The organism is Pseudomonas sp. ZY71 (genome assembly GCF_036542145.1).
In the GTDB taxonomy this organism is placed as follows: Bacteria; Pseudomonadota; Gammaproteobacteria; order Pseudomonadales; family Pseudomonadaceae; genus Aquipseudomonas; species Aquipseudomonas koreensis_A.
The window spans coordinates 5529579-5549287 of sequence record NZ_CP144274.1 but is presented as its reverse complement, the minus strand read 5'-3'; the positions used below and the strand labels follow the sequence as shown (position 1 = coordinate 5549287).

Annotated in this window: 21 protein-coding genes and 1 other RNA gene; 15 read left to right on the top strand and 7 right to left on the bottom strand. The window is 58.2% G+C overall.

Features of this window, described 5'->3' with window-relative positions; genetic code table 11:
* Nucleotides 1-62: 62 nt before the first annotated feature.
* Both VY732_RS24555 and VY732_RS24550 read left to right on the top strand, forming a co-directional pair.
* Complete coding sequence (locus VY732_RS24555) at nucleotides 63-707, top strand: MBL fold metallo-hydrolase (protein ID WP_123595758.1); 645 nt, start codon at nucleotides 63-65, stop codon at nucleotides 705-707.
* A 118-nt stretch (nucleotides 708-825) separates the two neighbouring features.
* On the top strand, nucleotides 826-1563 hold the full coding sequence (locus tag VY732_RS24550) for an OmpA family protein (protein WP_077574486.1): 738 nt from the start codon (nucleotides 826-828) through the stop codon (nucleotides 1561-1563).
* Between the two features lie 230 nt (nucleotides 1564-1793).
* On the opposite strand, the gene VY732_RS24545 is transcribed toward VY732_RS24550, so the two are convergent.
* Nucleotides 1794-2228 (bottom strand): YhcB family protein, encoded by a 435-nt coding sequence (locus VY732_RS24545; RefSeq protein WP_007917055.1) that lies wholly within the window; start codon nucleotides 2226-2228, stop codon nucleotides 1794-1796.
* 144 nt (nucleotides 2229-2372) lie between these two features.
* Here VY732_RS24545 and VY732_RS24540 point away from each other — a divergent pair, with 144 nt between their 5' ends.
* The 3 genes from VY732_RS24540 (at nucleotide 2373) to zapE (ending at nucleotide 5567) form a co-directional block, all read left to right on the top strand.
* Complete coding sequence (locus tag VY732_RS24540; RefSeq protein ID WP_331695893.1) at nucleotides 2373-3002, top strand: alpha/beta hydrolase; 630 nt, start codon at nucleotides 2373-2375, stop codon at nucleotides 3000-3002.
* A gap of 24 nt (nucleotides 3003-3026) precedes the next feature.
* Nucleotides 3027-4382 carry a tryptophan--tRNA ligase gene (locus VY732_RS24535; RefSeq protein ID WP_331692068.1) on the top strand — a complete coding sequence of 452 codons (1356 nt, stop codon included), beginning with the start codon at nucleotides 3027-3029 and terminating at the stop codon, nucleotides 4380-4382.
* Between the two features lie 90 nt (nucleotides 4383-4472).
* Entirely contained in the window at nucleotides 4473-5567 is a 1095-nt protein-coding gene (gene zapE / locus VY732_RS24530; RefSeq protein ID WP_331692066.1) for a cell division protein ZapE, read from the top strand.
* A gap of 185 nt (nucleotides 5568-5752) precedes the next feature.
* Here the strand turns inward: zapE and VY732_RS24525 are convergent, their stop codons facing one another.
* Entirely contained in the window at nucleotides 5753-6649 is an 897-nt protein-coding gene (locus VY732_RS24525) for a GlxA family transcriptional regulator (protein ID WP_171057287.1), read from the bottom strand.
* 250 nt (nucleotides 6650-6899) lie between these two features.
* Here VY732_RS24525 and VY732_RS24520 point away from each other — a divergent pair, with 250 nt between their 5' ends.
* Nucleotides 6900-8036, top strand: a complete 1137-nt coding sequence (locus tag VY732_RS24520) for an acyl-CoA dehydrogenase family protein (protein ID WP_007917034.1) — start codon at nucleotides 6900-6902, stop codon at nucleotides 8034-8036.
* Between the two features lie 106 nt (nucleotides 8037-8142).
* On the opposite strand, the gene VY732_RS24515 is transcribed toward VY732_RS24520, so the two are convergent.
* A complete protein-coding gene (locus tag VY732_RS24515; RefSeq protein ID WP_331692063.1) occupies nucleotides 8143-9192 on the bottom strand; it encodes an NADP(H)-dependent aldo-keto reductase in 1050 nt (349 codons plus the stop codon).
* 245 nt (nucleotides 9193-9437) lie between these two features.
* On the opposite strand from VY732_RS24515, the gene rplM reads away from it, so the two are divergent.
* From rplM to VY732_RS24480, 7 genes are all read left to right on the top strand, one after another.
* Complete coding sequence (gene rplM, locus VY732_RS24510) at nucleotides 9438-9866, top strand: 50S ribosomal protein L13 (protein ID WP_007917032.1); 429 nt, start codon at nucleotides 9438-9440, stop codon at nucleotides 9864-9866.
* Between the two features lie 14 nt (nucleotides 9867-9880).
* Nucleotides 9881-10273 (top strand): 30S ribosomal protein S9, encoded by a 393-nt coding sequence (rpsI, locus tag VY732_RS24505; RefSeq protein WP_008080273.1) that lies wholly within the window; start codon nucleotides 9881-9883, stop codon nucleotides 10271-10273.
* Between the two features lie 270 nt (nucleotides 10274-10543).
* Nucleotides 10544-11137: a ubiquinol-cytochrome c reductase iron-sulfur subunit gene (gene petA / locus VY732_RS24500; RefSeq protein ID WP_242206800.1), complete on the top strand. Its 594-nt coding sequence runs from the start codon at nucleotides 10544-10546 to the stop codon at nucleotides 11135-11137.
* Complete coding sequence (locus tag VY732_RS24495) at nucleotides 11137-12348, top strand: cytochrome b (protein ID WP_077574482.1); 1212 nt, start codon at nucleotides 11137-11139, stop codon at nucleotides 12346-12348. The genes petA and VY732_RS24495 overlap by 1 nt, the downstream gene beginning before the upstream one ends.
* Nucleotides 12348-13130 (top strand): cytochrome c1, encoded by a 783-nt coding sequence (locus tag VY732_RS24490; RefSeq protein ID WP_038361065.1) that lies wholly within the window; start codon nucleotides 12348-12350, stop codon nucleotides 13128-13130. Before VY732_RS24495 ends, VY732_RS24490 begins: the two co-directional genes overlap by 1 nt.
* 146 nt (nucleotides 13131-13276) lie before the next feature.
* Nucleotides 13277-13894, top strand: a complete 618-nt coding sequence (locus VY732_RS24485; protein WP_007917025.1) for a glutathione S-transferase N-terminal domain-containing protein — start codon at nucleotides 13277-13279, stop codon at nucleotides 13892-13894.
* A 16-nt stretch (nucleotides 13895-13910) separates the two neighbouring features.
* Nucleotides 13911-14324, top strand: coding sequence for a ClpXP protease specificity-enhancing factor (locus VY732_RS24480; RefSeq protein ID WP_007917024.1), 414 nt, complete (start codon nucleotides 13911-13913; stop codon nucleotides 14322-14324).
* A gap of 51 nt (nucleotides 14325-14375) precedes the next feature.
* Here the strand turns inward: VY732_RS24480 and VY732_RS24475 are convergent, their stop codons facing one another.
* From VY732_RS24475 to VY732_RS24460, 4 genes are all read right to left on the bottom strand, one after another.
* Nucleotides 14376-14954, bottom strand: coding sequence for a BON domain-containing protein (locus VY732_RS24475; RefSeq protein WP_007917023.1), 579 nt, complete (start codon nucleotides 14952-14954; stop codon nucleotides 14376-14378).
* Nucleotides 14951-15544 carry a phosphoheptose isomerase gene (locus tag VY732_RS24470; RefSeq protein ID WP_007917022.1) on the bottom strand — a complete coding sequence of 198 codons (594 nt, stop codon included), beginning with the start codon at nucleotides 15542-15544 and terminating at the stop codon, nucleotides 14951-14953. Before VY732_RS24470 ends, VY732_RS24475 begins: the two co-directional genes overlap by 4 nt.
* A gap of 104 nt (nucleotides 15545-15648) precedes the next feature.
* Entirely contained in the window at nucleotides 15649-16011 is a 363-nt protein-coding gene (locus VY732_RS24465; protein WP_034156479.1) for a YraN family protein, read from the bottom strand.
* Nucleotides 16011-17822: a penicillin-binding protein activator gene (locus tag VY732_RS24460; protein ID WP_016985144.1), complete on the bottom strand. Its 1812-nt coding sequence runs from the start codon at nucleotides 17820-17822 to the stop codon at nucleotides 16011-16013. The genes VY732_RS24465 and VY732_RS24460 overlap by 1 nt, the downstream gene beginning before the upstream one ends.
* Before the next feature lie 177 nt (nucleotides 17823-17999).
* Here VY732_RS24460 and rsmI point away from each other — a divergent pair, with 177 nt between their 5' ends.
* Both rsmI and rnpB read left to right on the top strand, forming a co-directional pair.
* Nucleotides 18000-18905 carry a 16S rRNA (cytidine(1402)-2'-O)-methyltransferase gene (rsmI, locus tag VY732_RS24455; RefSeq protein ID WP_116031540.1) on the top strand — a complete coding sequence of 302 codons (906 nt, stop codon included), beginning with the start codon at nucleotides 18000-18002 and terminating at the stop codon, nucleotides 18903-18905.
* 73 nt (nucleotides 18906-18978) lie between these two features.
* Nucleotides 18979-19332, top strand: an RNA gene (gene rnpB, locus VY732_RS24450) — RNase P RNA component class A.
* Nucleotides 19333-19709: the final 377 nt, after the last annotated feature.

Below are 19709 nucleotides of genomic sequence, written 5' to 3'. Positions count from 1 at the left end.
CGGTAAAATTGCGGTTTTTCCGGTTCCGGCCGTTGTTGACTATTTTTCCAGGATTACCTCCTATGACCGTTCCAGGCTCAGCGCTGATCCGCGAAACCTTCCCCGTCGGCCCGCTCCAGTGCAATTGCACGATCATCGGCGATCCGGTCACCAAGAAAGCCATCGTCGTCGATCCCGGCGGCAACCCCGATCTGATCATGGCGCGCCTCGATGCGCATGGCCTGAAAGTCGTCAGCATCATCCACACCCACGCGCATCTCGATCACTTCCTCGCTTCCGGGCAGATGAAAGAGAAGACCGGCGCGACCCTGCATTTGCACAAGGAAGACCAGTTCCTCTGGGATAACCTCGAAATGCAATGCCAGATGTTCGGCGTGCCCTATACCCCGGTGCCATCACCGGATCGCTGGTTGAGCGACGATGAAGAACTGGCCTGCGGTTGCGGCGTGGCCCTGCATACGCCGGGACATACACCCGGTTCCATGAGCTTTTGGTTTTCCGAGGCTAAGCTGTTGATAGCCGGCGATACGTTGTTTCGTCGCGGCGTAGGGCGCACGGATTTGTGGGGCGGCGATCAGGCGACCATTGTGCGCTCGATCAAGCAGCGGCTGTACACGCTGGACGAGGATGCGACAGTGGTGACCGGACATGGGCCGGACACGCGTCTGGGTGACGAAATGCGCGAAAACCCGTTTGTGCGCGCCTGAATATTTTGTCACGAGTGCCCGGCGGAATTTTTGTGCATTGTCATGATCCAACGCCCGCGCAGGTCCATTTTACCCAGTGGCCGCTGCACCACAGAATGCGAAAAACCAGGAGCTCTCCATGTTCACCAAGCGTCGTTTGATTATTGTCGCTACTGCCGTGGCCTTGCTGTCCGGCTGCGCCTCGCCTAACCCGTATGACAATCAGGGCCAGGCTGATAGCGGCTCTCAAGGCATGAGCAAAACCGCCAAATACGGCGGCCTCGGTGCACTTGCCGGCGCACTGGCCGGTGCCGCCATCGGTCACGACAACCGCGGCAAAGGCGCATTGATCGGCGCCGCTGTGGTCGGTGCTTCCGCTGCCGGTTACGGTTACTACGCCGACCAGCAAGAAAAGAAACTGCGCGCGAGCATGGCCAACACTGGCGTTGAAGTGCAGCGCCAGGGCGATCAGATCAAGCTGATCATGCCGGGCAACATCACATTCGCTACCGATTCGGCGAACATCGCCTCCAGCTTCTACCAGCCACTGAACAATCTCGCGGGTTCGTTGAAAGAGTTCAGCCAGAACCAGATCGAGATCGTTGGCTATACCGACAGCACGGGCAGCCGCCAGCACAACATGGACCTGTCCCAGCGTCGTGCGCAGAGCGTGGCGACTTACCTGACCTCGCAAGGTGTCAGCGGTGCCAATCTGTCGGCCCGTGGCGCCGGCCCGGATAACCCGATTGCCAGCAACGGTGACGTGAATGGCCGGGCGCAGAACCGTCGCGTTGAAGTCAACCTGAAGGCGATTCCGGGTCAGCAGTATGGTGGTCAGCAGCAACAGCAGCCGGGTACGGTTCAGCAGTATCCGTAAGCGCTTGCCCGAATGAAGAAATGCCCGGTCCGGTGATCGGGCATTTTTTTGTCTGGCCTGTGCCGGCCCCTTCGCGAGCAGGCTCACTCCTACAGGGGAATGCATTTCAAAATGTAGGAGTGAGCCTGCTCGCGATGGCGATCAAATAGGCCCCACAAAACTATCAGACACAAAAAAGCCCCCGGGACACATCACTGTCCGGGGGCTTTTTGTTTGTCAGCGAAGGCTGATTACTTCTTCAGACCATAGTGCTCATCGAGCATGCCCGGCGAGTTCGGGGTCTTCGGTGCGTAGTCGCGCGGTGGCTCCTGATCGCGCGGTGGCGTCAGGCGTTCACGTGGCGCGACTGCCGCGTCAGCGTGCAGGGCAGCGATCAGGCGCTGGCGGGTCTGCTCGTCCAGGGCCAGACGATTGGCGCCCTCGGCGAGATGATCCTGCACTTCCTGATAGCTCTGGGTCAGCTTCTTGACCAGCATCGCGGTGCTGTTGAAGTGGGTGACCACCTCGTTTTGATAACTGTCGAAACGCTCCTGGATATCATCCAGTTGACGCTGCGTACGGCTCGGCGCGGCGTTCGGCGCAACGCGCGCGATCAGGAATCCAATGGCGACACCCACAACCAGGGCAAGAGTCGGTAACAACCAAACTAAGAGCGAGTGTTCCACGAGTCCTTCCTCTATAAACGGCTTTGCTTTACGTTAACGGCTCGAACCTGCGCTGTATACCGCGATTCACTCGCAATAGATTGGCACAGACAATTTGCTAGACGAGTCGACCCGATTCGAGGTCACGGAGTTCCTTCCTTGCTGATGCGTGAAACCCCTGTAGTGATTGACGGCCCGGTGGGTCAACTTGAGTCTCTGTACCTGGATAACGAGCAGCCAATCGGCATTGCGCTGATCTGTCATCCGAACCCGGTGCAGGGCGGCACCATGCTCAACAAGGTCGTCTCGACCCTGCAGCGCACCGCGCGCGATGCGGGCCTGATCACCTTGCGCTTCAACTATCGCGGCGTCGGTGCCAGCGACGGTTCGCACGACATGGGCACCGGTGAAGTCGACGATGCTCAGGCTGCCGCTGCATGGCTGCGTGAAAAACACCCGGATCTGCCGCTGACCCTGTTCGGTTTCTCCTTCGGCGGATTTGTTGCAGCAAGTCTCGGCGGTCGTCTCGAAGCGCAGGGCGTACAGCTCAAGCACCTGTTCATGGTCGCCCCGGCGGTAATGCGTCTGGGCGAGCAGGATCAACTGCCGCAGCGCGGCGAACTCACCGTGATCCAGCCGGAAACCGACGAAGTCATCGATCCACAGCTGGTTTACGACTGGTCGGAAAAACTCCAGCGCCCCCATGAGCTGCTGAAAGTGGCAGAATGCGGACACTTTTTTCATGGCAAGCTGACCGATCTCAAGGATCTGATCCTGCCGCGTCTCTCGAATTGATTGCAGTCTGACAAGCGATTACCCATGACGAACCGTACCCGTATCCTCACCGGCATCACCACCACCGGCACGCCGCACCTGGGCAACTACGCTGGCGCTATCCGCCCGGCGATCCTCGCCAGCCGCGACAGCAATGCCGATTCGTTCTACTTTCTGGCCGACTACCACGCCCTGATCAAATGCGATGACCCGCTGCGCATCCAGCGCTCGCGTCTGGAAATCGCCGCGACCTGGCTGGCCGGTGGCCTCGATGTCGACCGTGTGACCTTCTACCGCCAGTCCGACATCCCGGAAATCCCTGAGCTGACCTGGCTGCTGACCTGCGTCGCGGCCAAGGGCCTGCTCAACCGTGCGCACGCTTACAAGGCCTCGGTGGACAAGAACGTCGAAACCGGTGAAGACCCGGATGCCGGCATCACCATGGGCCTCTACAGCTACCCGGTGCTGATGGCCGCGGACATCCTGATGTTCAACGCGCACAAGGTGCCGGTCGGTCGCGACCAGATCCAGCACGTGGAAATGGCCCGCGACATCGGCCAGCGCTTCAACCACCTGTTCGGTCAGGGCAAAGAATTCTTCACCATGCCCGAAGCGCTGATCGAAGAGAGCGTGGCGACGTTGCCGGGCCTCGACGGTCGCAAGATGTCGAAGAGCTACGACAACACCATCCCGTTGTTCTCCAGCGCCAAAGAAATGAAGGATGCGATCTCGCGGATCGTCACCGACTCCAAAGCGCCAGGCGAAGCCAAGGATCCGGACAACTCGCACCTGTTCACGCTGTTCCAGGCCTTCGCCACGCCAGCGCAGTCTGACGAATTCCGCAGCGAACTGTTGGGCGGTCTGGGTTGGGGCGAGGCGAAGAGCCGTCTGTTCCAGCTGCTCGACAACGATCTCGGCGAAGCGCGCGACAAGTATCACCAGTTGATCGAGCGTCCGGCGGATCTGGAAGACATCCTGCAGATCGGTGCGAAAAAGGCCCGTGCCGTGGCAACGCCGTTCCTCAACGAATTGCGCGAAGCCGTTGGTCTGCGCTCTTTCGTCAATCAGGTTCAGGTTGCCGCGACCACCAAGAAGAAAGCCGCGAAAGCCGCGCGTTTCGTCAGTTTCCGCGAAGACGACGGCAGCTTCCGTTTCCGTCTGCTGGCGGCCGATGGCGAGCAACTGCTGTTGTCGCGCAACTTCGCCGACGGCAAAACCGCCGGGCAGGTGACCAAGCAACTGCAATCCGGCCATCCGCTGGACGTACGCAGCGAAGACCTGAGCTTCAGCGTGTGGCTGGAAGGCGAGTGCGTCGGTGACAGCCCGGCATTCGCCGACGCTGCTGCGCGGGACGCGGCCATTGAGGCGCTGCGCGTTGCGCTGACCCCGGTTCAGGACTAATCGGCGGCACGGTCCGACCAAGGGCCGATTGCCATTCCCACGGGCCGTCGCTACAGTGACGGCCCGTTTTTGTTGCCTTGCTAACGAATTATGACGCCCCTAGAACGATACCAAGCTGATCTGAAACGCCCGGACTTCTTCCATGACGCCGCGCAGGAAACTGCTGTGCGTCACTTGCAGCGTCTGTACGAGGATCTGATCGCCGCCGATCAGAACAAGCCGGGTCTGCTGAGCAAACTGTTCGGCAAAAAAGATCAGACGCCGGTCAAGGGCCTGTATTTCTGGGGCGGCGTAGGTCGCGGCAAGACTTACCTGGTCGACACCTTCTTCGAAGCGCTGCCGTTCAAGGAAAAGACCCGCACCCACTTCCACCGCTTCATGAAGCGCGTGCACGAAGAAATGAAAACCCTCGGCGGCGAAAAAAACCCGCTGACCATCATCGCCAAGCGCTTCGCGACCGAGTCGCGGGTGATCTGCTTCGATGAATTCTTCGTCTCCGACATCACCGACGCGATGATCCTCGGCACGCTGATGGAAGAGCTGTTCAAAAATGGCGTGACCCTGGTCGCGACCTCTAACATCGTTCCGGATGGCTTGTACAAGGACGGTCTGCAACGCGCGCGTTTCTTGCCGGCGATTGCGCTGATCAAGCAGAACACCGAGATCGTCAACGTCGACAGCGGCGTCGACTACCGTCTGCGTCACCTCGAACAAGCCGAGCTGTTCCACTATCCGCTCGACGAAGCCGCTCACGAAAGCCTGCGCAAGAGCTTCAAGGCGCTGACGCCGGAATGCACTGCCACGGTCGAAAACGATGTGCTGATGATCGAGAACCGCGAAATCCGTGCCCTGCGTACTTGCGATGACGTGGCCTGGTTCGACTTCCGCGAACTGTGCGACGGCCCGCGTAGCCAGAACGACTACATCGAGCTGGGCAAGATCTTCCACGCCGTGCTGCTCAGCGGTGTCGAGCAGATGAGCGTCACCACCGACGACATCGCCCGCCGCTTCATCAACATGGTCGACGAGTTCTACGACCGTAACGTGAAGTTGATCATTTCGGCTGAAGTCGAGCTGAAGGACCTGTACACCGGCGGCCGCTTGAATTTCGAATTCCAGCGCACGCTGAGCCGTTTGCTGGAGATGCAATCGCACGAATTCCTGTCGCGGGCGCACAAGCCTTAAGCTGATTTTCGGCAAAGAAAAAGGGCCTGCAATTGCAGGCCTTTTTTTATGTCCAGAATTCACCGCAATACCCTGTAGCAGTGAGCCTGCTCGCGATAGCGGTGTATCAGTCACATAAATGCTGCATGGACGGACGCAATCGCGAGCAGGCTCACTCCTACATGGGTTTGTGTGTGGGCAGAGGGTTATGCAGCCTGCTGAAACTGCTGCCGATACTGGTTGGGCGACAGCTCGGTGTGCTGGCGGAACAGCCGCGCAAAGAAGCTCGCATCGTCGTAACCGACCTCATAACTGATGGTCTTGATGCTCTTGCGGCTGCCGGACAGCAAGCCTTTCGCCGTCTCGATGCGCAGCCGTTGCAAGTAATGCAGCGGTTTGTCACCGGTGGCTGTCTGGAAGCGCCGCATGAAATTGCGGATGCTCATGCCATGCTCGCGGGCCACGTCTTCGAAGCGGAACTTGTCGGCGAAGTGTTCTTCGAGCCAGTGCTGGATCTGCAGGATGATTACGTCCTGATGCAGTTTCTGCCCACCGAAACCGATACGTCCCGGCGCATAGCTGCGCTGCACTTCGTAGAGAATGTCGCGGGCTACGGCTTGCGCGACGTTGGCTCCACAGAAACGCTCGATCAAGTAGATGTAAAGGTCGCAGGCTGAGGTGGTGCCGCCAGCGCAATACAAATTGTCGGCGTCGGTCAGGTGTTTGTCCTGATTGAGATAGACCTTGGGAAAACGCTCGGCGAAGGCATTGAAGAATCGCCAGTAGGTGGTCGCTTCCTTGCCGTTGAGCAGGCCGGCCTCAGCCAGCCAGAACACCCCGGTGGCTTCGCCGCACAACACCGCGCCACGGGAGTGCTGTTCGCGCAGCCACGGCAGGACTTGTGGATAACGGCTGCACAGCGTATCGAAATCGTCCCAGAACGCCGGGAGGATAATGACATCGGCGTTTTCCAGACCGCCGTCGACCGGCATCACGACGTCACTGAAACTGTTCACTGGTTTGCCGTCGGGGCTGACCAGGCGCGTTTCGAACGCCGGTGTCAGGCCGTGGCCCAGTTGTTTGCCATAACGCAGGCTGGCCAGATGGAAGAAATCCTTGGCTTGCATGAGAGTGGAGGCGAAAACCCGGTCGATTGCCAGGATGCTGACGCGCCGCAAGGGCGTGGAGACTTGCTTGGACATAATTCAACTTTTGTTTTGTTTTTATAAGGGAAAGTGGTCACCAGACGGCTGGATCGTCTTATTTTTTGTCGGATGTGTCCAGTGTCCCGTGTCAGAAGGGAGGCTTAGTCTCTGAAGGTCATCTCCCTCCAACAACAAAGAAAGGTGCCGCATGATCCCCAGAACCTTGTTCAGCTCCGAGCACGAATTGTTTCGCGACAGCGTACGAACCTTCCTCGAAAAAGAGGCGGTGCCGTTCCATGCGCAATGGGAGAAACAAGGTTATATCGACCGCAAACTGTGGAACAAGGCAGGGGAGGCGGGGATGCTCTGCTCGCACCTGCCGGAAGAGTACGGCGGGTTGGGGGCGGACTTTCTTTACAGTGCGGTGGTGATCGAGGAGGTCGGGCGACTGGGCCTGACCGGCATCGGTTTCTCGCTGCATTCGGACATTGTTGCGCCGTACATCCTGCATTACGGCAGCGAAGCGCTGAAGCACAAATACCTGCCGAAACTGGTTTCGGGCGAGATGGTCACGGCCATCGCCATGACCGAGCCGGGTGCCGGTTCCGACCTGCAAGGCGTGAAGACCACCGCCGTGCTGGACGGTGACGAATATGTGATCAACGGCTCGAAAACCTTTATCACCAACGGCTTTCTCGCGGACCTGGTGATCGTCGTCGCCAAGACCGACCCGAAGGCCGGCGCCAAGGGCACCAGCCTGTTTCTGGTGGAAGCGAATACGCCGGGCTTCGACAAGGGCAAGCGCCTGGAGAAGGTCGGCATGAAGGCGCAGGACACCTCTGAATTGTTCTTCCAGGATGTGCGCGTACCGAAGGAAAACCTGTTGGGGCAGGCTGGGGCAGGGTTTGCTTACCTGATGCAGGAATTGCCGCAGGAGCGTTTGACTGTAGCAATCGGTGGTCTGGCCTCGGCCGAAGCGGCGTTGCAGTGGACGCTGGATTACACCCGCGATCGCAAGGCCTTCGGCAAAGCCATTGCCGACTTCCAGAACACCCGCTTCAAGTTGGCGGAGATGGCGACTGAAATCCAGATCGGCCGGGTGTTCGTCGATAAGTGTCTGGAGCTGCACCTGCAAGGCAAGCTGGACGTGCCGACGGCAGCGATGGCGAAATACTGGGGCACCGATCTGCAATGCAAGGTGCTCGACGAGTGCGTGCAGTTGCATGGTGGCTACGGCTTCATGTGGGAATACCCGGTGGCCCGGGCGTGGGCGGATGCGCGGGTGCAACGGATCTATGCCGGCACCAATGAAATCATGAAGGAGATCATTGCGCGGTCGCTCTGAAATTCTCGTGACTGTCAGACCGCTATCGCGAGCAGGCTCACTCCTACAGGGAAATGCATTCCATAATGTAGGAGTGAGCCTGCTCGCGATTGGCTCTATGAATCAATCAAGGCGCTGGGTTCGGATGATCCTTGTGAATCGCCTCAATCCCTTCCAGCACTTCCAGCACTTCATCCGACAGCTTCAGATCGAAGCTGGCAATGTTGCTGTCCAGTTGCTCCAGCGTCGTCGCACCAATGATGTTGCTGGTGACGAACGGTTGCTGAGTCACAAAAGCCAAGGCCATCTGCGCCGGATCCAGACCGTGTTCACGGGCCAGGGCCACATAGCGGCTGCACGCTGCTTCCGACTGCGCATTGAAATAGCGGCTGAAGCGGCTGTAGAGGCTCAGACGGCCTTTCGGCGGACGAGCGCCACCTTCGTATTTACCCGACAGGAAACCAAACGCCAGCGGCGAATAGGCCAGCAGGCCGCATTGTTCGCGGATGGCGATTTCTGCCAGGCCCACTTCAAAACTGCGGTTGAGCAGGTTGTACGGGTTCTGGATCGATACCGCGCGCGGCCAGCCACGGGCTTCGGCCATTGCGAGAAAACGCATGGTGCCCCACGGGGTTTCGTTGGACAGGCCGATGTGGCGGATCTTGCCGGCCTTCACCTGTTCGTCGAGCGCTTCGAGGGTATCTTCGAGTGGCGTCAGGTTCGCTTCGATCTTGTGCTTGTAGCCCAGTTGTCCGAAAAAGTTGGTGCTGCGCTCCGGCCAGTGCAATTGATACAGGTCGATGTAATCGGTCTGCAGGCGCTCGAGGCTGGCGTCCACCGCTGCGGTGATGTGCTGGCGGTTATGGCGCAGGTTTTTGTCGCGGATGTAGTCGATGGTATTGCCCGGGCCGGCGATCTTGCTGGCGAGGATCCAGTCGGCCCGGTCGCCGCGACTTTTGAAATAATTGCCGATGTAGCGCTCGGTGGTGGCGTAAGTTTCGGCTTTCGGCGGCACCGGGTACATCTCGGCGGTGTCGATGAAATTGATCCCGGCTTCCTTGGCCCTTTCTATCTGCGCGAAGGCTTCAGCTTCAGTGTTTTGCTCGCCCCAGGTCATGGTGCCGAGGCAGATTGCACTCACGTTCAGGTCGGTACGGCCTAGCTGGCGATAGTCCATCAGGTGCTCCTTGGGCAAAACAATCATAAAAGCAGGTTGAAATATTTTTCGCAATCTGCATAATTGCCGACCTCTTTCTGCAGTGGAAGTGATGCGCCGCCGCCGAAGAATCTTGCCGTTGAACGGACGCGCCGACCCGAGCCCCCGAAAGCGTCTGTATCCGGCTGCCTTTGACTTGTCAAAGTACGCACTATTCAGTAAGATCCGCCGTCTAATTTACAGGGCGGCCCCTGAGGCTATAAAGAATGAAAACTTTTACTGCTAAACCGGAAACAGTAAAGCGCGACTGGTTTGTCGTCGACGCTGCTGGTCAGACCCTGGGTCGTCTGGCCACCGAAATCGCGAGCCGTCTGCGTGGCAAGCACAAGCCTGAGTACACTCCTCACGTTGACACCGGCGACTACATCGTCGTAATCAATGCTGAGCAGATTCGTGTTACCGGTGCTAAAACCACTGACAAAATGTACTACTCCCACTCCGGTTTCCCGGGCGGCATCAAGTCGATCAACTTTGAAAAGCTGATCGCTAAAGCCCCTGAGCGCGTGATCGAGACCGCGGTTAAAGGCATGCTGCCTAAAAACCCACTGGGTCGCGACATGTACCGTAAGCTGAAAGTCTATGCGGGCGCTGCACACCCACATACTGCTCAGCAGCCCCAAGAACTGAAGTTTTAACGGAATAGTACATTATGTCGGCGACTCAAAATTACGGCACTGGCCGTCGCAAGACCGCAACCGCACGCGTTTTCCTGCGTCCGGGTACTGGTAACATCTCCATCAACAACCGTTCGCTGGAAAACTTCTTCGGCCGTGAAACTGCCCGCATGGTAGTTCGCCAGCCGCTGGAGCTGACTGAGACTGTCGAGAAGTTCGACATCTACGTCACCGTGATCGGTGGTGGTGTAAGTGGTCAAGCTGGCGCAATCCGCCACGGCATCACTCGCGCTCTGATGGACTACGACGAAACCCTGCGTGGCGCTCTGCGCAAAGCTGGCTTCGTTACTCGCGACGCCCGTGAAGTTGAACGTAAGAAAGTTGGTCTGCGTAAAGCGCGTAAGCGTCCGCAGTACTCGAAGCGTTAATTCCGCTTCCGCGTTCAAAAAGAACGCCCGCCTCCTCACGGAAGCGGGCGTTTTTTTATGCCTGTGATTTATTAAAGAATTGCGCTGCGACAACTTGCCACTTCCGTAGACCCCCTATACTGCAAGGCTTGAGGGTATGAGCTCCGGGTAATTCCCTTGTCAGAATGGGGGCTTTTCATTACCATCTCGGCAAAATTTTTATAAGTAACATTGATTTATTTAGTAGATGCCTGATTTAACAGGCCACAAAAGCTGATGGGAGAGGACTGAATGAGCAATGACGGCGTGAATGCAGGCCGGCGTCGCTTCTTGGTAGCAGCCACATCCGTGGTGGGTGCTGCAGGAGCGGTGGGGGCTGCGGTCCCGTTCGTGGGGTCATGGTTTCCCAGTGCCAAGGCGAAAGCCGCCGGTGCACCGGTGAAAGTGAATGTCAGCAAAATCGAGCCAGGACAGCAGATGATTGCTGAGTGGCGCGGCCAGCCGGTGTTCATTGTCCGCCGTACTACGGAAATCCTGGGGAATCTCAAGAAGATCGAGGGCCAGCTCTCCGATCCGAACTCCAAAAACTCCACGCAACCCACCTATGTCGACCCTGAAACGCGTTCGATCAAGCCGGAAATTCTGCTGCTGATCGGGATCTGCACGCACCTGGGTTGCTCGCCAACCTTCCGTCCCGAAGTGGCACCTGCGGATCTCGGTAAAGACTGGGTCGGTGGCTATTTCTGCCCTTGCCACGGTTCCCACTACGATCTGGCTGGTCGCGTCTACAAGTCGCAACCTGCGCCTTTGAACCTGCCAGTCCCGCCGCATTCCTATGAGACCGATGATCTGATCATCATTGGTACTGATCCGGAGAAAGCGTGATGAGCAAGTTCATGGATTGGGTTGATGCGCGCTTTCCTGCGACCAAGATGTGGGAAGACCATCTCAGCAAGTATTACGCTCCAAAAAACTTCAACTTCTTCTATTTCTTCGGCTCCCTGGCGCTGCTGGTTCTGGTCAATCAGATCGTTACCGGTGTCTGGTTGACGATGAGCTACACCCCGTCAGCGGAAGAAGCCTTCGCTTCCGTTGAATACATCATGCGTGACGTCGAGTACGGCTCGATTCTGCGTCTGCTGCACTCGACCGGCGCTTCGGCGTTTTTCATCGTGGTTTATCTGCACATGTTCCGTGGCTTGCTCTACGGTTCTTACCAGAAGCCGCGCGAGCTGGTCTGGGTCTTCGGCATGCTGATTTACCTGGCGCTGATGGCCGAAGCCTTCATGGGTTATCTGCTGCCGTGGGGCCAGATGTCCTACTGGGGTGCCCAGGTGATCATCTCGCTGTTCGGTGCGATTCCGGTCATCGGCAACGACCTGACGCAGTGGATTCGTGGTGACTACCTGATCTCCGGAATCACCCTGAACCGCTTCTTCGCCTTGCACGTTGTCGCGCTGCCGATCGTGATTCTCGGTCTGGTGGTGCTGCACATTCTGGCGTTGCACGAAGTCGGTTCGAACAACCCTGACGGCGTCGACATCAAGAAGCATAAGGACGAAAACGGCATCCCGCTGGACGGCATTGCCTTCCACCCTTACTACACCGTGAAGGACATTGTCGGTGTTGTAGTGTTCCTGTTTATCTTCTGCTTCATTGTGTTCTTCTTCCCGGAAATGGGTGGTTACTTCCTCGAAAAACCAAACTTCGAGCAAGCTAACCCGTTCAAGACACCAGAGCACATTGCGCCGGTTTGGTACTTCACACCGTTCTACGCAATCTTGCGTGCGATCCCGGACAAGCTCATGGGCGTGATCGCCATGGGGGCGGCGATTGCGGTGCTGTTTGTGCTGCCATGGCTCGATCGCAGCCCGGTCAAGTCGATGCGCTATAAAGGCTGGCTGAGCAAAATCTGGCTGCTGGTGTTCTGCATTTCGTTCGTGATTCTCGGCATTCTCGGTGTACTTGCGCCGACGCCGGAGCGAACCTTGCTCTCGCAGGTCTGCACCTTCCTGTACTTCGCCTACTTCATTCTGATGCCGTTCTACACCCGGCTCGAGAAGACCAAACCGGTTCCGGAAAGGGTGACTGGCTGATGAAAAAGTTATTTTTTGCTCTGATTTTTGCTGCGTTGCCTGTCCTGTCTTTCGCCGCTGAACACGGTGGTCCGGAGCTGGAAAAAGTCGACATCGATGTCTCCGATAAAGCTGCTCTGCAGGATGGTGCGCGCACCTTCGCCAACTATTGTATGGGTTGCCACAGTGCCAAGTTCCAGCGTTACGAGCGGGTTGCCGATGACCTCGGTGTGCCGCACGAACTGATGCTGGAGAAACTGGTGTTCACCGGCGCCAAGATTGGCGATCACATGAACATCGGCATGCAGCCGGCGGACGCCAAGACCTGGTTCGGCGCGGCACCACCGGATCTGACCCTGGTCGCTCGCGTACGCGGCACCGACTGGCTCTACGGTTACCTGAAGTCGTTCTACGAAGATCCGGCACGCCCATGGGGTGTGAACAACAAGGTCTTCCCGAACGTCGGCATGCCTAACGTACTGGTCGGCCTGCAAGGTCGTCAGGTCGTGGGTTGCAAGCAGGTGCAGATCGTCGAAGACGGCAAGAAGCAATATGATCCGCTGACCGGTACGCCTCTGACCCATGAAGCGTGCGATCAACTGACCATCGTGCCGAAATCCGGTGCTCTGAACGAAGAGCAGTTCGATGAGAAGGTCAAGAATCTGGTAACCTTCCTGGCTTACTCGGCTAACCCGGTTAAGCTGCAACATCAGCGCATCGGTACTTATGTCTTGCTGTACCTGGCGTTCTTCTTTGTGTTCGCCTACCTGCTCAAGCGTGAATACTGGAAAGACGTGCACTGATACGCTTCAAGCATTGCTGTTAATCGCGCGCGCCCAAGGGCGCCTCCGATAGCGCAACGTCTGGTCAGCCAGAGGTTGCGGGAGGCGCCCTCTGGGCGCGCGCGTTTTTCCGGTTCCGATAATTTCAACAAGCGAGGAGGATCGCCATGGGCGTGACCAATCGGTTGGCCTGTTACTCCGACCCCGCCGACCACTATTCCCACCGAGTGCGCATTGTGCTTGCAGAGAAGGGTGTCAGCGCCGAGATCATTTATGTGGAAGCTGGTCGTCAGCCGCCTAAACTGATTGAGGTAAACCCTTACGGCAGTCTGCCGACGCTGGTCGATCGTGACCTGGCGTTGTGGGAGTCGACCGTGGTGATGGAATATCTGGATGAGCGTTACCCGCACCCGCCGTTGATGCCGGTTTATCCGGTGGCGCGTGCCAACAGTCGGCTGCTGATTCATCGCATTCAGCGCGACTGGTGTGGTCTGGTGGATCTGATTCTGGATCCCAAGTCCAAGGAGGCTGCGCGTGTCGTGGCGCGCAAGGAATTGCGCGAAAGCCTGACGGGTGTGTCGCCGCTGTTTGCCGACAAGCCGTTTTTCCTCAGTGAGGAACAAAGTCTGGTGGATTGCTGCCTATTGCCAATACTCTGGCGTTTGCCGATTCTGGGTATTGAACTGCCGCGGCCAGCCAAGCCGCTGCTTGATTATATGGAGCGCTCGTTTGCGCGTGAGGCTTTCCAGGCGAGTCTGTCTGGTGTCGAACGCGATATGCGCTAAGGCTTAAGGAGCCGCTATGAACTCCAGTCGACCTTATCTGGTCCGCGCGCTCTATGAGTGGATTGTTGATAACGATTGCACCCCGCACATGCTGGTCAATTCCGAATACCCGGCGGTGCAGGTGCCGCAGGGTTTCGCCAGTGACGGGCAGATTGTCCTGAACATCTCGCCAAGCGCGGTGCGTCATCTGCACATGGACAACGACGTGGTGACCTTCGAGGGTCGCTTCGGTGGTGTCCCGCACAGCTTGTACGTGCCGATCAGCGCGATCCTGGGTATTTACGCCCGGGAGAACGGTCAGGGCATGGTGTTTGATCTCGAGTCGCCGATGGATGACGAAGAAGAGATCGAGTCGGATGACGACTTGCCGCCACCGGACAGCGAGCCACCGCGCCCTAGCGGCCGGCCTAGTTTGAAAGTGGTGAAGTAATAAAAAAGGCGATCCGGATGGATCGCCTTTTTTGTGTGCGCGTTTCGGCTGTCAGTCGATGTATTCGAACAGCTTGACGATTTTCTGCACGCCGGAAACACCCTGCACCAGATTGGTCGCCTGAGTGGCTTCCTGTTTGGTTAGCAGGCCCAGCAGGTAGACGATGCCGTTCTCGGTAACGACCTTGATGCGCGAGCCAGGAATGCTGGCGTCGGTGAGCATTTGGGTCTTGATCTTGGAGGTCAGCCAGGTGTCATTCTGGCGAGCCAGAAAGCCGGACGGTGGTATGACCTGCAGTTCGTTGTGAACGGTTTTTACCCGTTGCACGGCGGCTGCTGCCTGCTCAGCCTTGGCTTTCAAGTCTGCGCGAGGGGTTTGGCCGGCCAGCAGTACGACGCCGTTGAAGCTGGTGACGACGATGTGCGAATCGTTATCCAGGGCCGGGTCGGCTTTGGCCACGTTCACGCCCACTTTGGTTTCAATCAACGAGTCGTCGATCTTGCTGCCGAAGGTGCGGGTGCCACGATCGTCGTCGATCGGCGCTTCACGGCTGGCGTTTACCACCGAGGTGCAGCCGCTGATGCCGAGGCACAGGGTCAAGGCCAGAAGGCCAAGGCGATTAGGGGTCATTCTTCACTCCCGAACAGTTGGCTGTCGATCAGATCGCAAAGGCAATGGATCGCCAGCAAGTGGACTTCTTGAATACGTGCAGTGACATTGGCCGGTACGCGAATCTCGACGTCCTCGGGCAACAGCAGCGACGCCATGCCGCCGCCATCGCGTCCGGTCATAGCTACGACAATCATTTCGCGATCATGTGCGGCCTGGATCGCTTGAATAATGTTCGCCGAGTTGCCGCTGGTCGAAATCGCCAGCAAGACATCGCCTGGCTGACCGAGCGCACGGATCTGTTTGGAGAACACTTCGTTGTAGCTGTAGTCGTTGGCGATCGAGGTGATCGTCGAGGTGTCGGTGGTCAGGGCGATCGCCGGCAGGCTCGGGCGCTCGCGCTCGAAGCGGTTGAGCAACTCGGAGGAGAAGTGCTGGGCATCGCCGGCCGAGCCGCCATTGCCGCACGAAAGCATTTTGCCTTCGTTGAGCAGGGCGTTGACCATGATCTGGCTGGCTTGCTCGATGTGCGGTGCAAGTACGTCCATCGCCTGTTGCTTGGTGTCGATACTGGCCTGGAAAAGCTGGCGAATTCGGGATTGCATGTCCATCTGTGTGACCTTAAGTAGCGCGGCTGTCCGGCACATGAATGTGCAGCCCGCAAAGCAAAGAGCAAAATTTGTCGGTGGGATTGTCCGGGTCGCAACGCCTGCGATCAACTGTCGAAAGCATTCTGCAACCAGTTCAGCTGATCCGGATGGCTGTCGATGGCCACCACGTCGAAGCGGCAAGGGGAATTGGCCCAACGCGACTCGCGCTGAAGAAAATACTGCGCAGCGAAAATCAGTTTCTGCTGCTTGCGCCCATCGATGCTAGCGAGCGCGCCACCCCATTGAGTGTTTTTTCTGTAACGAACTTCAACGAATACTACTGTATCGCCATCAAGCATGACCAGATCAAGCTCGCCGCGTTTACAAAACCAGTTCTGCGCCAGCAGGCGCAGACCTTGTTGTTGCAGATGCTCGAGCGCCTGGCGCTCGGCATCCTTGCCGCTTTGCGAGCGTGACCTGTCGGGCATCAGCGCGGGGTGTCCGGCAGGCGCTGTACCTGGCCGCTGACGAACTGCGCCCAAGGCAACTGACGTACAACGCGTTGGGTCTGGGTCATGCCGAGGCTGCCCGACTCACCATCGATGCGGCTGTCCGGCAGGGCTTTGAGTTGACCCAGACGTGGTGCCAGACGATAGGCATCCACGCCCATCGCGTACAGGCGGCCGAGGCTGCCGGCGGCTTGCGGCCATTGCGCAACCACTTGCTGACGCAGTGGATCGCTGTTGTCCAGCAGCCATGGGGTTTCGCAGAAGCGAATGCCGTTCATGTCGTTGTACTGGTTGACGTCGCCGCTGGCGCTGTAAACGTGCGAGGTCGCGTAAACCGGAACGTCACCAGCGTATTGGAAGTTCAGGGTTGGCTTGATCTGCTGCGCCTGTTGCGGCGTGGCGGCAAGGAAGATGAACTCGATGTCCTGACGACGCGACGGCTGCGCGGCGACGTTAGTGCCAGCGGCATTTTGCAGGCTCTTGGCGCGGGCCTCGCTCTGACGCAGCTGGAACATGTCAGCGATCTGCTGGGCCAGTTGCACCGGCTGATCAACACGCTCGGTTGCGACGATGCTGCCACCGTTGGCCTGCCAGTCCTGGCTGAAAGCGCGCAGTACACGGTCGCCCCATTCGCCTTTCGGCACCATGATCGCGGCGCGATGCAGGCCGTCGGCACGGGCGCGACGCGAGACTTCGCGGGCTTCGTCTTCAGCGGCCAGACCGAACTGGAACAATTGCGCCGGGCCTTGATCACCTTCGCTGTAGTTCAGCGCGAGGGTGGTGATCGGCAGTTGCGGGCGGGTGCTCAGTTGTTTGACCAAGGGTTTTTCCAACGGGCCAACGACCAGTTGCACGCCATCAGCCTGAGCCTTGCGGTAGAACTCGTCCATCGAGGTCAGCTTGGAGCTGTCATAGAACTCGATGGCTGGCGGCTTCTGCCCGGCTTGTTGGGCCTGGTAGTGCGCAGCCATGAAGCCTTCGCGCAGTGCTTTACCGACCGCTGCCAGTTGGCCATCTTGCGGCAGCAGCAGGGCGATTTTGCTCAGCGGCTGGCTGGCCAGTTCCTTGAGTTTGGTCAGCGGCAGCGGCAGGTTGATTGCGGCCGGGTGCTTTGGATTCTGTGCGCGCCATGTGTCGATCGCGGCTTGCTGCTGTTCCAGGGTGCCGGCGGATTTCACTGCCAGTGCCAGACCCATCCAGCCGCCGAGGTCGTCGGTGGTGTTGGGCTGCAGTTGATCAGTTGGCAGCGAGCCGATCAGGGTCCAGATCGCTTCGTGGTTCTTGCTCGCGGCTTCGCCTTGCAGCATCGGTGCGATGAACACGCGCTCGCGAGCGGCTGCGAGTGTCTGACCGTCGGCCTCAAGGGCGCGGGCGTGAACGGTGCCGGTGCGCACTTGTTGCTCTTCAGGCATCTCGCCCAAATGTTGCAGGCTTGGATGGCTCAGGGCAGTCAACGCAGCTTTCGGCTGATTGCGGGTCATCGCCAGTTCAGCATTCAGCGTGCTGGCAAAAATCTGCTGGCCGGGCTTCAGTTGCTCCATCGGCACTTGTTGCAGGATCTGCGCAGACTGACCGGCATTGCCTTGGCGATAAGCCAGATCTGCAGCGCTGAGGCGCAACAGGGCGGCTTTTTCCGGGGTTTTCGCCTGGGTAGCCTGTTCGAGCAGTTGCTCGATGCTGGCATCCGGAGTCCGTGGAAGTTCGCCAAGGCTGGAGGAAGGGGAGCTGGCGCAAGCCGCCAACAGGGCAGCGAGGCAGAGGGCAGTGAACAGCCGCAGGCAAGCGATCATGTAAGTGTTCCTGATACTCGATCAAATTAGCGTCGAATTGTACCCAAGCACTGGCCGGGGCGCGATGTTACTGGTGTGAATCGGACGATTTAGCTGGAGTAAATGTTGCGGCGGCGCACAACGGCGTGCAAAACCGGGCTCGGCTTGAACGCATCGCAAGCCTCGTGACGCGCTACAATGGCCGCTTTTACCGATCACGAGGTGTGCGCTTTGACTGCTCCAGGTTCCCTGAATTCCGCTGCTGGCTCGCTTTATGTGGTGGCGACGCCCATCGGCAACCTGGACGACATCAGCGCCCGGGCCCTGAAGATCCTCCGCGAAGTCGCCTTGATCGCTGCCGAAGACACCCGTCACTCGGCGCGCCTGATGCAGCACTTCGGGATCGGCACGCCGTTGGCTGCGTGTCACGAACACAATGAACGAGATGAAGGTAGCCGCTTTATTACCCGTCTGCTGGCGGGCGATAACGTCGCGCTGATTTCCGATGCGGGGACACCGCTGATTTCCGATCCGGGTTATCACCTGGTGCGCCAGGCTCGCGCGGCTGGGATCAATGTGGTGCCGGTGCCGGGAGCTTGTGCCCTTATCGCCGCGCTGTCGGCGGCCGGTCTGCCATCCGATCGCTTTATCTTTGAAGGTTTTCTGCCGGCCAAATCGGTCGGGCGCAAGGCGCGACTGGAAGCCGTCAAGGAAGAGCCGCGCACATTGATCTTCTATGAAGCACCACACCGCATTCTTGAATGCCTGCAGGATATGGAGGCAGTGTTCGGCGGTGAGCGTCAGGCATTGCTTGCCCGTGAAATCACCAAGACTTTCGAGACGCTTAAGGGTTTGCCGCTGTCCGAACTACGCGCGTTCGTCGAGTCGGACAGCAATCAGCAGCGCGGTGAATGTGTCGTGTTGGTGGCCGGATGGACGGCGCCAGAGTCTGAAGACGCCGTCAGCAGCGAGGCGATGCGCATTCTCGATCTGTTGCTTGAAGAGATGCCGCTCAAGCGTGCCGCCGCGTTGGCCGCGCAGATCACCGGTGAGCGCAAAAACGTTCTGTATCAGGTTGCGCTGGAGAAACAGAAAGGCGTGTAAGCCGTCGCCCATAGCGGTCTTGAGGCTTTTAGCGCTTGTTCTTCGGGCGCTCTGCCGTTAACCTTCGCGGCGGAGAGTCGATCGGACAGTCGCTGCCCTCTATGAAAATTAGGGGGGGGAGGAAAGTCCGGGCTCCATAGGGCGAAGTGCCAGGTAATGCCTGGGAGGCGTGAGCCTACGGAAAGTGCCACAGAAAATAACCGCCTAAGCGCTTCGGCGCCGGTAAGGGTGAAAAGGTGCGGTAAGAGCGCACCGCACGTCTGGCAACAGTTCGTGGCTAGGTAAACCCCACTTGGAGCAAGACCAAATAGGGTCCCAAGGCGTGGCCCGCGCTGGGACCGGGTAGGTTGCTAAAGATGTCCAGTGATGGCCATCGTAGACGAATGACTGTTCAAGACAGAACCCGGCTTACAGATCGACTCTCCACCTTTTTCTTTCCCTGCTTGAATCATTGGCAACAGGGCTGTGTAATATCAGCAGGCCTGTTCTGAAAGTTCGGCAGCGGCACACGCAGTAATAGCCATTTCCCACCTTGCTTCAATCAACAGCAGAAGCGCTTTCGTAATACCGAAAAAATCTTACTCTTAACAAATCACTTTAACTTTCGAGCGCAGCTATCAGTGCTGCATCAAGTTATGGGTCGAAACTCTCCGCCAGATTGTCGTTACTCCTCCTTTTATGCTCCTAAATCTCCGTTCTGTAAGGGTTTTCCTTTAATCCGCGCCTTGACGGTGTGGTGGGCGCATTCCTATAGTGTGCGCAAGTGGCGGAAAGTGGCATGAAGTGGGTTTTTTGAGCTCAAAA